Origin of the sequence: Paratractidigestivibacter sp. (genome assembly GCF_052362415.1) — a bacterium.
GTDB lineage: Bacteria > Actinomycetota > Coriobacteriia > Coriobacteriales > Atopobiaceae > Paratractidigestivibacter.
The window spans coordinates 1-10,974 of the sequence record NZ_DAWEMK010000018.1; the positions used below are offsets into that span (position 1 = coordinate 1).

The 10,974-nt window shown below is 66.3% G+C and carries 11 protein-coding genes; all 11 read right to left on the reverse strand.

Going from position 1 to position 10,974, the window contains the following annotated elements; genetic code table 11:
- Positions 1-913 (reverse strand): NTP transferase domain-containing protein (locus tag ACT84W_RS03225; RefSeq protein ID WP_444328191.1); only part of this gene is annotated, 913 nt, incomplete at its 3' end.
- Between the two features lie 104 nt (positions 914-1,017).
- Positions 1,018-1,962: a carbamate kinase gene (arcC, locus tag ACT84W_RS03230; protein WP_417575059.1), complete on the reverse strand. Its 945-nt coding sequence runs from the start codon at positions 1,960-1,962 to the stop codon at positions 1,018-1,020.
- Positions 1,963-2,091: 129 nt separating this feature from the next.
- Positions 2,092-3,291, reverse strand: a complete 1,200-nt coding sequence (gene ygeW / locus ACT84W_RS03235) for a knotted carbamoyltransferase YgeW (protein ID WP_417575058.1) — start codon at positions 3,289-3,291, stop codon at positions 2,092-2,094.
- 93 nt (positions 3,292-3,384) lie between these two features.
- A complete protein-coding gene (locus tag ACT84W_RS03240) occupies positions 3,385-4,770 on the reverse strand; it encodes a YgeY family selenium metabolism-linked hydrolase (protein ID WP_444328192.1) in 1,386 nt (461 codons plus the stop codon).
- Positions 4,771-4,831: 61 nt separating this feature from the next.
- Positions 4,832-6,046, reverse strand: a complete 1,215-nt coding sequence (gene dpaL / locus ACT84W_RS03245; RefSeq protein WP_444328193.1) for a diaminopropionate ammonia-lyase — start codon at positions 6,044-6,046, stop codon at positions 4,832-4,834.
- A gap of 318 nt (positions 6,047-6,364) precedes the next feature.
- The gene (locus tag ACT84W_RS03250; RefSeq protein WP_417575074.1) at positions 6,365-6,853 is read right to left on the reverse strand and encodes a hypothetical protein; all 489 of its coding nucleotides are present in this window, start codon (positions 6,851-6,853) and stop codon (positions 6,365-6,367) included.
- Between the two features lie 194 nt (positions 6,854-7,047).
- Complete coding sequence (locus ACT84W_RS03255) at positions 7,048-8,325, reverse strand: amidohydrolase family protein (RefSeq protein WP_444328194.1); 1,278 nt, start codon at positions 8,323-8,325, stop codon at positions 7,048-7,050.
- Positions 8,326-8,364: 39 nt separating this feature from the next.
- Complete coding sequence (locus ACT84W_RS03260; RefSeq protein WP_417575076.1) at positions 8,365-9,057, reverse strand: helix-turn-helix transcriptional regulator; 693 nt, start codon at positions 9,055-9,057, stop codon at positions 8,365-8,367.
- A gap of 80 nt (positions 9,058-9,137) precedes the next feature.
- Entirely contained in the window at positions 9,138-9,626 is a 489-nt protein-coding gene (xdhC, locus tag ACT84W_RS03265) for a xanthine dehydrogenase subunit XdhC (protein WP_417575077.1), read from the reverse strand.
- Positions 9,626-10,507: a xanthine dehydrogenase subunit XdhB gene (gene xdhB, locus ACT84W_RS03270; RefSeq protein ID WP_417575078.1), complete on the reverse strand. Its 882-nt coding sequence runs from the start codon at positions 10,505-10,507 to the stop codon at positions 9,626-9,628. Before xdhB ends, xdhC begins: the two co-directional genes overlap by 1 nt.
- Positions 10,508-10,974, reverse strand: a 467-nt coding sequence (locus ACT84W_RS03275; protein ID WP_444328195.1) for a molybdopterin cofactor-binding domain-containing protein, incomplete at its 5' end; no start/stop codon positions are given.

Consider the following 10,974-nt stretch of genomic DNA (forward strand, 5'->3'; position numbering starts at 1 on the left):
CCTCGAGCAGCTCGAGGTCCTCCCTCGTGTCCACATCATGAATCTCGAGCTCGCTTTGGGCCTCGACGACGCGGACGCGGACGCCGAGCTCCTGCCTGCGGGCCAAAAGCGCGCTTCCGCCCTGGTCGCCCTCGAGAGCGGCGAGCGCGGGCAGCTCCTCGTTCGGCCACAGGATCGGGCTCGCGGGCGAGCCGTGCCACCCCAGCCGCACGATGGAGCCGGGGTGCGTCTGGAAATCGGCGACGAGAGCGCGGACGCTCTCCTCCCGCAGTAGCGGCTGATCACCCGGCACAAAGAGGCACGCGGGGACGCCCGGCAAGGCCTTCAGCCCCTCGCGGATCGTGTCGGATTGGTGCGAGCCGGAGTGCAGGACGCAGCGCACGCCGACGGTCTCGCAGAGCTCCTCGACCTCCTCGGAGCGCGTGACCACGACGATGTCCAGGAGATCGTCCGGCAAAGCCGAGAGCGTGCGCTCGAGCACCGGCACGCCGACGAGCGGCTCGACGAGCTTCTGGGAGCCGAAGCGGCGGGCGAGCCCGGAGGCCATGACGACACAACCCACGCGCGGAACGTCGCAGAAGCCCGAGAAGCACTCGTTGAAGTTCCGCCGCAGGTCGTCGACGCAGGCGTGCTCGAACGCCTCGTAGCGGCCAAGAAGGTCGCGCGCCTCCGTGGTGAGACGGCTTCCTCCCCCGCCGGCGCCGCCGATGGTACGCTCGGTCAGCTTGAAGCCGAAGGAAGCCTCGGCGGTCTTCACCAGGCGCGTCGCCTTGGTGTAGGCCATGCCCATGCTCGCGGCTGCAGACCGCAGGCTGCCCGTCTCCTCGATGCGGTGGAGGAGCTCGCGCGGGCCGGGGCCGAAGGCGCGCGAGCCCTCGTCGCCGAGAAGGTATGCCCTCAAGTCCGGCCTCACGCGCCTCCTCCTTCCAGTGGCCGAGTCTTTCTGAATAAAGCGGCGGCAAGCGTTGCCTTGCCGCCACAATAACGCTTAACTCGTACTATACACGCAAAGACGCGCTACGCATGAACGACGGTACCGGTCTTGCCGGCGATGCCGTCGGCCGCGCGGTCAAGCAGCGTGATGAGCGCGTTGCGGCCCGGCTTGGACTCGGCGAACTTGACGCAGGCCTCGACCTTGGGGAGCATGCTGCCCGGGGCGAACTGGCCCTGGCCGATGTACTCGCGGGCCTCGTCGGGCGTGAGGGAGTCGAGCCACTTCTGGTCCGGCTTGCCGAAGTTGACGGCGACCTTCTCGACGGCGGTGAGGATCACGAGGTAGTCGGCATCGAGGGACTCGGCCAAAAGCTCCGCCGCGAAGTCCTTGTCGATGACGGCCGCGGCGCCCTTGAGGTGGTGGTGCACGTGGGTCTGGAAGACGGGGATTCCGCCGCCGCCGCAGCAGATGACCACGTGGTCGGCGTCGACGAGGCTGCCGATGGTGTCGAGCTCGACGATGCGCTTGGGCTTAGGCGAGGCGACGACGCGGCGGTAACCGCGGCCGGCGTCCTCGACGAAGTCGTACCCGCGGTTGGCCTTGAGGTCCTCGGCCTCCTCGAGCGTCATGAAGGAGCCGATCGGCTTGGTCGGGTTCTTGAACGCGGGGTCATCGGGATCGACCTCGACCTGGGTCAGGACGGTGGTGACGCCATGCTTGATGCCGCGGCACTCCATCTCCTCGCGCAGGGCGTTCTGGAGGTCGTAGCCGATGTAGCCCTGGCTCATGGCGCCGCAGACGGAAAGCGGGCACGGGATGTACTTCTCGGGGTCCGAGCGGGTAAGCTCGGTCATGGCGTTGGCGATCATGCCGACCTGCGGGCCGTTGCCGTGGACGACGACGACCTCGTTGCCCTGCTCCAGGAGGTCGACGATGGCGCGAGCCGTGTTCTGGACCGCGATCGCCTGCTCGGGCAGGTTCTTGCCGAGGGCGTTGCCGCCCAGGGCGATGACGATTCTTTTGCCCATAGGGCACCTCTCCTTAAACTAATAATGGCTAAGGCGCCAAGAAAAACGGCGCAATTCAGTGGGGCCCGCGCCCCGGCGGTTTCCCACCAAGGCGCAGGCCCTCAAACAAAGACGAGCTCAGACGCTGATTTAGGCCTGGAACCAGCGCGGGGTCGCGCGCTCCTCGAGAGCCTTGAGCGTGGCGGCCGGGTCGGCGCACTTCTGGAGGAACATCATGGCCGCGATGGCGTACGGCTTGTAAGAGGCCTCCTTGTACATACCGTCGCGGTGCATGTCGAAGACGTCGGCCATGACCTCGCCGTGCTCGCAGGAGACACCGGAGATGTCGGCAGGCAGCGGGTGCATGAAGATGGTGTCCTGGCCGTTAGCGGTCTTGGCCATGAGGTCGGTCGTGGAGCACCAATCCTTGTGCTCGGCGTTCTGGGCGAGGAGCTCCTTCTCGAGCGCCTTGATGCCGGCGTCGTCGCCCTCGGCGTAGAGGTTGGTGCGCTTCTCCATGCCGACGTAGGGAGCCCAAGACTTCGGGATGACGATGTCGGCGCCCTCGAAGGCCTCGGCCATGCAGTTGGACTGCTTGAAGGTGGTGCCGGACTCGGCGGCGTACTTCTTTGCGCGGTCGACGACCTCGGGCATCAGATCGTAGCCCTCGGGGTGAGCGAGGGTGACGTCCATGCCGAAGCGCGGCAGCAGGCTGATGAGGGACTGCGGGCAGGACAGCGGCTTGCCGTAGGAAGGCGAGTAAGCCCAGGTCACAGCGACCTTCTTGCCCTTGAGGTTCTCGAGGCCGCCGAACTCCTCGATGAGGTAGAGCATGTCGGCGGAGGACTGCGTCGGGTGATCGGAGTCGGACTGCAGCGAGATCAGGGTCGGACGGTGATCGAGGACGCCGTCGGCGTAGGCCTGCTGGACGGACTCGGAGACCTCCTTCATGTACGCGTCGCCCTTGCCGATGTACATGTCGTCGCGGATGCCGATGACGTCGGCCATGAAGGAGATCATGGTAGCGGTCTCGCGGACGGTCTCGCCGTGGGCGATCTGGGACTTCTTCTCATCGAGGTCCTGGAGCTCGAGACCGAGGAGGTTAGAGGCCTTGGAGAAGCTGAAGCGCGTACGGGTGGAGTTGTCGCGGAAGAGGGACACGGCCAGGCCGGAGTCGAAGATCTTGGACGAGATGTTGCGCTCGCGGAGGTTGCGCAGGGCGGCGGCCACGGCATAGAGGGCGCGCAGCTCGTCGGTGGTCTTGTCCCAGGTGTGCAGGAAGTCGTCGCCGTACATGCCCTTGAAGTCAAGGCCCTCGAGCATGTCGACGTACTTCTGGATCTCGCTCATATTGATTCCTCTCCTATTGAGTGGCTTAAAGGTGAAACAGCGGTGCAGGGACAGCCTCTCCACGGGGAAGGGACTGTCCCGGTGCAAAGAAAACTACTTGATGTCGTTGTCGGTGAGCTCGGCGCGGTAGGTGGTCGCGGAGCCGTCGACCTGGGACGGATCGTAGAGGTTCAGCGCAGCGACGTAGAGGGCGGCGCAGGTCGGGAGGTCCTGCTTGTAGGTGACCTCGTTGGGCGCGTGGGCCTGGGACTCGGCGCCGGGGCCGAAGCCGACGCAGGGGATGCCGTAGCGGCCCTGGATGGAGACGCAGTTCGTGGAGAAGGTCCACTTGTCGCACAGGGGACGGCCGGCGCGCTTGTCCATGGACTTCTCGCAGCCGATGCGCTCATCGCCGAAGAGAGCCTTGTGAGCATCGACGAGGGCCTTGACGTGCGGCGCGGACTCCTTGTTGATCCACGTCGGGAAGTAGGCCTCGGTCTCGTAGACCTCGCCGGTCCAGGACGGACGGTCGTACATGTACATGGAGACCTTGACGTCGTCGCCGTACTTCTTGACGGCGGGCAGGTTCTCGACCTCGGCCAGGCAGGACTTGTAGGTCTCGCCGGCGGTCATGCGACGGTCGATGGAGATCGCGCAGGAGTCCGCGACGGCGCAGCGGGACGGCGAGGTGTAGAAGATCTGGGAGACGGTGCAGGTGCCGCGGCCGAGGAAGCGGGCGTCCTCATAGTGGTCGGGGTTGTACTTGGGGTCGAGCATCTTGACGAGGCCCTTGACGTCGGTGGACTCGTCGCAGCCGTTGTTGTTCAGCTTGCGGACGTCGGCGATGATGTCGGCCATCTTGTAGATGGCGTTGTCGCCGCGCTCGGGAGCGGAACCGTGGCAAGAGGTGCCGTGGACGTCGACGCGGATCTCCATGCGGCCGCGGTGACCACGGTAGATGCCGCCGTCGGTGGGCTCGGTGGAGATGACGAACTCGGGCTTGATGCCGTCGACGTTGTAGATGTACTGCCAGCACATGCCGTCGCAGTCCTCTTCCTGGACGGTGCCGACGACCATGACCTTATAGCCCTCGGGGATGAGGTTCATGTCCTTCATCATCTTCGCGGCGTAGGTCGCGGAGGCCATGCCGCCCTCCTGGTCGGAGCCGCCGCGGCCGCCGATGAGCTGGTCGTCCTCGAAGCCCTCGTAGGGGTCGAAGTCCCAGTTGTCGCGGTTGCCGATGCCGACGGTGTCGATGTGGGAGTCGATGGCGATGATCTTGTCGCCGTCGCCCATGAAGCCCATGACGTTGCCGAGGCCGTCGACCTTGACCTCATCGAAGCCCAGCTTCTCCATCTCGGCCTTGATGCAGGCCACGACCTCGCCCTCCTCGCATGACTCGGACGGGTGAGAGATCATGGCGCGCAGAAACGCGGTCATGTCCTTGCCGTAATCCTGGGCGGTCTTCTTGATGAGCTCGAAATCCAGATCCTTAGCCATTGTTTGCCTTTCTATGCGATGGCCAACCAGTAACAAGATAAGGGGCTAGCAAAATAGTGAGCTAGCAGGTGGGGTACTCGCCCTCCCAGACGATGCGGCGGTACTGCTCGGGGTCGGTGTCGCCCTCGGTCGAGAAGCACAGCACGGAGCTCGTCTTGTCGAGGCCCAGGGCCTCCTTGAGCTCGGCGTACTCGGGGTCGAGCATGAGGGTCTCGACGAGGCCCGTGGTGACGGCGCCGGACTCGCCGGAGATGACGCGGGGGTCGCCCTTCTCGGGGGCGCCGAGGGTGCGCATGCCGCGGGCGGTCACCCAGTCGGGGCAGCTGACGAAGGCGCTCACGTGGTTGCGCAGGATGTCCCAGCCGAGGATGTTCGGCTCGCCGCAGCACAGGCCGGCCATGATGGAGGGCATGTCGCCGTCGACGATGCGGGGCTCGCCGTCGCCGGCAGCCGCGCCCTTGTAGAGGCAGGCGGCGGGGGCGCACTCGGCGACCACGAAGGTGGGCGGGTTATCGGGATAGAGGTTCGTGAAGTAACCGAAGACGGCGCCGGCCAGCGAGCCCACGCCCGCCTGGACGAAGACGTGCGTCGGCCGGTTGATGGCCATCTCGCGGAGCTGCTCGGAAGCCTCGGAGGCCATGGTGCCATAGCCCTCCATGATCCAGGACGGGATCTTCTCGTAGCCCTCCCAGGCGGTGTCCTGGACGATGACGCCGCGCTCGCAGGCGTCGGCCTCGGCGGCCGCCATGCGGACGCACTCGTCGTAGTTGACCTCCTCGATGGTCACCTTGGCGCCCTCGGCGGCGATGTTGTCGAAGCGGGGCTTCGTGGAGCCCTTGGGCATGTGCACGACGGCCTTCTGGCCGAGGCGCTTGGCGGCCCAGGCCACACCGCGGCCGTGGTTGCCATCGGTGGCGGTGAAGAAGGTCGCCTGGCCGAAGTCGCGGGCGAGCTCGTCGGAGGTCAGGTAGTCGTAGGTGCACTCAGCGACGTCCTTGTGGGTCTCGTCGGCGATGTAGTTGGCCATCGCGAAGGAGCCGCCGAGCACCTTGAAGGCGTTGAGGCCGAAGCGGTAGGACTCGTCCTTCACGCACAGGTTGCCGAGGCCGAGGCGCGCGGCCTGGCCGTCCAGGCGCGCGAGCGGGGTCACGGAGTACTGCGGGAAGCTCTTGTGGAAGGCGCGTGCCTTCTTCACGTTCTCGAGGGACATGATGCCGAGGTGAGCATCATCGCTCTTCGGCATCTCGTTGATGGCCCACTTGATCTTCTCGCTCACGTTGCCTCTCCTTCTTTCGGTGGTTCCCTTTACCGGTCGCTTGCCTTTGACTTTTTGTTTGGTCAGCAAACAATCAGTTTGTATTTCCAAATATAAGCATGGGTTTGCTCGGATTCAAGGGTTGATTTACCCGGTCGGCTGAGCGTTGCGTTAATTTCCGTGAACGCAACGCTCACCGATGTTTTCGCGCCGTTCCCGGCATTTGACGCGCACGCAATGTGGAGGTGCTTTGACGAAGAGAGACCCGCCCCGCGCACAGGGGAACCATGCGCCGAGCGGGCCTCAACGAGCATTTAAGCCTGGTGCGTCGGGGCGCGGTCATGCCCCGTTCCCCCAGTCGATGATGATCGTGGAGTCGTCCATCTTTCCGTTGCCCTTGTCGGAGCCGTCGCCCACGCTCACGTCGTAGCCCAGCCGCTCGAGGTCGTGGACGAAGCGGGCGAGCTGCGTGGAGTACTCGTTGAGCAGGCGCGCGGTCTGGATCGGGCTGATCATGTCCTGCGGGCGGCCGTAGATGATGTCGCAGATCGCGTCGGCGACATAGGTGTTCGAGTTGCCCACGAGGTCGTTGTAGAAAGAGTTGCCCTCGCCGGCGCAGTCGATGTCGCTCGGGGCGAACTTGACCGAGAGGTGCGTGCGGCCGAACTTGGAGTAGGTGCGGATGCGGGTGTCGGTGCGCCCGATGGCGTTCTTTATGGCCCAGCGCATCGCGGAGGCGGAGAGCGTGTCGTTCGCGGCGGTCTCGCGGTCGGGGCAGGCCTCCGCCGCGAGCTTTCGGGCTTCGTTCGCGTTGATGATGTCGAGCATGCGCTTCCCTTTCTGCGTCCCGTCGCATATCCGAGCAGAAGCATACTCGATGCGCGGGGCGCGGAAGGGCGCCGCGCGGGCAAAAGCCCGCGAACGGCGGGGGTCCCTGCCGCGCCGCGGGGCCGGGCCCCGTTGGCCAAGCTGCTGCCCGCGCCCGCTGCCCGCGCCCGCTTCCGGCGTCGCCGTCGCCTCCGCTAGCCGAGGTCGACCTCGCGCCCGGCGACGAACTTGCGGTCGATGCGGCCGCCCTCCTCGGCGAGGTAGACGTAGCGCTCGACGCGCTCCCAGACCGTGAGGTCGCGCGGGGTGCGGATCCCCGAGTCGTCGAGCACGAGGGCATCGAGGTCGTTGCCCTCCGCGAAGGAGCCGACGCGGCCGAAGAACGAGCCGCCGCCCGCCGTGGCCAGGTAGAACGCCTCCTGCGTGGAAAGAGGCGCCAAGGACTGGTCCACGAGGCGCCAACGGAGCTTGGAGACCGCCACGGCGTCGGCCATACAGCGCCACATCGAGAGGTCCGCGCCGCCCGCGACGTCGGTACCGAGGCCCACGTTCATGCCGAGGTCGAGGTAGCGTCGGATGGGCGCGATGCCGCTGGCCAGCTGTGCGTTGCTCTGGGGGCAGTGCGCGACGTAAGTGCCCGTGCGGCGCAGCAGGTCGACCTCCTCGTCGGTCGAGTAGACGCAGTGGGCCATCACCGTCTTTGGCCCGAGCAAGCCGAAGTGGTCGTAGGCGTCGCCGTAGCAGGTCGACCAGGGGCAGAGCTCCTTGACCCAATCGATCTCCGAGAGGTTCTCGGAAAGATGGCTCTGGACCGGCAGGCCGTCCTCGCGGGCGATGTCGGCCAGCTGCTCCATGAGGCGATCGGACACGCTCGGGGTGAAGCGCGGGGTCAGGACCGGGAACGTGCGCTCGTAGCGGCCGGCGACGTCGCCGAGCCAGCGGCGCGTGGCCTCGGCGGAGGCGTCCGTGCCTTCCACGAGGTCATCTGGGCTGTTGCGGTCCATATTGACCTTGCCCACGTAGGTGATAAGTCCCGTGGCCTCGAGCTTGTCCATGAGGAGCTCGGTTGCGGGCACATGGAGCGTGCCGAAGACGACGGCGCGGGTGGTCGGGCTGCGGCGCAGGTCGTCGGCGAAGATTCCGTAGGCGCGCTCGGCGTAGGCGAGGTCCTTGTACTTGGCCTCCTCCGGGAAGGTATGGGTGTTCAGCCACTCGAGGAGCTCGAGGTCCATGCCGAGGCCGCGGAAAGCGTACTGCGGGGCGTGCACGTGGATGTCGGACATGCCGGGCACGATGAGCTTGTCTCCGCAGTCAATAAAAAGCAGATCAGAGTACTCGTCTGGCAGCTCGGCGAAGACCCCGCGCGAGACGCCGTCCACGCACACGAGGTAGCCGCCCTCGGTGCACGAGACCTCCTTGGGCGAGACGGAGTAGCAGATGTTGCCCTTGAGGACGAATGACTTGGTTTCCATGGCTGCGTCCTTCTTTCTGGCGGCGCGAGGAGGCCCGCGTCAGCTCTCGCGCCGAATTTTCTGCAGGTAACGGTACACGCTCGGCACCGACACGTGGAGCGCCGTCGCCACGTCCGCGGCCGCGCCCTTGATGAGGAACGCGCCCGCGTCCTCGAGCCTGCGGACGACGTCGAGCCGCCCCTCCTGGTCGAGCTCCGAGGGGGTCTTTCCCATCGACGAGAGCAGGGCGTGCACCTGCTCGCCCACGCCTGTGTCGGTCCCGCCGAGCGAGAGCGTCTCGACGCTTGAGGAGCTGTAGGCGGCGCGCACGGCCTCGAGGTTCGTGTCGCGGCACTCCTCCGAGCCGCCGTGGCGGTACGCCTCCATGAAGGCGTTGATGGAATCCTCGAGGTCGCGGAACGGTTTGGGGTCGATGTTCACGCAGACCATGCCCACGATCTTGCCCTCGTCGCGAATAAAGAAGGACGAGCCCTGCAGCGGCCGGCCGTCGACGGTCTTGCACACGTAGTCGGTCACGTAGCCGAGGTCCGAGTCCGCGTAGCAGTCGGCCATCTTGCGAGCGAAGTCGGTGGCGGGGGCCCCGACGTTGCGGCCGGACACGTGGCCGTTCACGATCTTCACCACCGAGGACTCGGGCTCAGTGAGGTCGTGGAGCACGACCTCGGTCGCCGAGCCGAGCGCCGCGCCGAGGAAGTCGACGAGCGGCATCATGGCGGCTACTTTATCGTTCATGCGGTCCCTCCGGACAAGAAGTACTTACGCAGCCATTATATGGTCGGCGCGGGGCCTCCAGCCGCCGAGACGGGCCCAGCCTACGCCCCACATTCGTTGTGGACGATCTCAATGGCCTTCTCGACGCCGTCGATCACGTTCTGGTAGCCCGTGCAGCGACAGAGGTGGCCCGAGAGGTTCTTGCGGATCTCGTCGCGGGTGTAGGTCTTGCCGGTGTTGAGCATCTCGACCGCGCTCATGATGATGCCCGGGATGCAGAAGCCGCACTGGACGGCGAACTGATCGATGAAGGCCTGCTGGACGGGGTTGAGGGTGCCGTCGGGCGCCTGCAGGCCCTCGACGGTGAGGATGTCCTTGCCCTCGGCCCAGCTGGTGAGGTACAGGCAGGTGTCGGTCGCCACGCCGTCGATGAGGACGGTGCAGGCGCCGCACTCCCCCACCTCGCAGCCGCGCTTGACACTCGTGAGGTTGAGGCGGTTGCGCAGGGTGTCGAGCAGGCTCTCGCGCGGGTCGTAGCCCACCTGGACGCGCTTGCCGTTGACGGTGCAGGTCAGGATTCTCATATCCATTACAGGTCAGCCCCTCCCTTGCGCGCCGCATAGATGAGGGAGCGCTTGGACATCTCCTTGATGAGCTGCATGCGGAACTCCTTGCTCGCGCGCCAGGAGTCGCGCGGGTTCGTGCACGCGAGCGCGAGCTCGCCGATGCGCTCGGCCGCCTCGGCCACGTCGGTGCCGCGCACGGCGTCCTCCGCCGCGAGCGCGCGCATGGGCGTGGGGCCCGCGACGCCGAAGGCGAGGCGGATGTCGTCGATCGTGCGCTTGTCCGCCCCGAGCTTGACGAGGCAGCAGCAGCCCATGGTGGTGATCTCGAGGGCGCGCCTCTTGCCGTACTTGAAGTAGTGACCGGTGAAGCCCTCGTAGTGGTCCTTCGGGATTCGGATGCAGGTCAGGACCTCGTCGCGCTCCTTGTGGCTGCGACCGGGGCCAGCGTACCACTCCTCGATGGGGATGGTCCTTTTGCCCCGGACGGACTCGACGTCGAGAAGGGCGCCGTAGGCGAAGAGCGTGGAGGCGGAGTCGGCCGAGGTGGCAGCGGTGCAGACGTTGCCGCCGATGGTGCCGGAGACGCGCAGCTGCGGGCCGCCCGGGGTGTCGCAGGCCTCGCCCAAGGTGGGGACGGTCGCCTGGATGACGGGCGAGGTCGTCACGTGGTGGAACCAAGTGATGGGGCCTATCTCGACCGTGCCGTCGTCGGCCAGGCGCACGCCGTCGAGCTCGTCGGAAAGGCCGTGGATGGACACGAGGTGCGCGGGCGCGCCCTTGCCCTCGCGGAGCTTGACGAGCACGTCGGTGCCACCCGCGATGACCTCGGCCGCCGGGTCGTCGGCGAGCGCGCGGCAGGCGTCGGCCACGCTCGTGGCCTCGTACAGGGATTCGATGTCGTACATCTAGATCAGCCCCGCTTCCTTGAAGCCCTCGAACAGTCGCTGAGGGGTCATGGGCTCTACGTAGAACTTGACGCCCGTCGCGTCGAGGATCGCGTCGCGGATGGCCGCGGCCGGGCTGATGACGGGCGTCTCGCCCACGGCTTTGTTGCCGTAGGGGCCCGTGGGGTCGGGCTTCTCGACGAAGTCCGCCTTGAGGTCGGGCACGTCCATCGTGGTCGGGATCTTGTAGTCGAGCAGCGTCGGGTTGAGGACGCGCGCGGTCTTGGGGTCGATCTGCAGCTCCTCGTAGAGGCCGTAGCCGATGCCCTGGGCCATGCCGCCGTGGATCTGCTGCTCCACGAGTTTGGGGTTGATCAGACGGCCGGAGTCCTGGACGTTGATGATCTTGTTCACGGTGACCTGCGCGAGTGGGATGTCCACCGTGACGTCGGCGAAGGTGCAGCCGCCGGCGATCGCGTTAGTGTGGA

What these genes read in the sequence shown, in the direction of transcription:
- arcC (WP_417575059.1), bottom strand. Translation starts at nt 1,962, where the DNA reads ATGGGCAAAAGAATCGTCATCGCCCTGGGCGGCAACGCCCTCGGCAAG.
- ygeW (WP_417575058.1), bottom strand. Translation starts at nt 3,291, where the DNA reads ATGAGCGAGATCCAGAAGTACGTCGACATGCTCGAGGGCCTTGACTTC.
- ACT84W_RS03240 (WP_444328192.1), bottom strand. Translation starts at nt 4,770, where the DNA reads ATGGCTAAGGATCTGGATTTCGAGCTCATCAAGAAGACCGCCCAGGAT.
- ACT84W_RS03250 (WP_417575074.1), bottom strand. Translation starts at nt 6,853, where the DNA reads ATGCTCGACATCATCAACGCGAACGAAGCCCGAAAGCTCGCGGCGGAG.
- ACT84W_RS03255 (WP_444328194.1), bottom strand. Translation starts at nt 8,325, where the DNA reads ATGGAAACCAAGTCATTCGTCCTCAAGGGCAACATCTGCTACTCCGTC.
- ACT84W_RS03260 (WP_417575076.1), bottom strand. Translation starts at nt 9,057, where the DNA reads ATGAACGATAAAGTAGCCGCCATGATGCCGCTCGTCGACTTCCTCGGC.
- xdhC (WP_417575077.1), bottom strand. Translation starts at nt 9,626, where the DNA reads ATGGATATGAGAATCCTGACCTGCACCGTCAACGGCAAGCGCGTCCAG.
- xdhB (WP_417575078.1), bottom strand. Translation starts at nt 10,507, where the DNA reads ATGTACGACATCGAATCCCTGTACGAGGCCACGAGCGTGGCCGACGCC.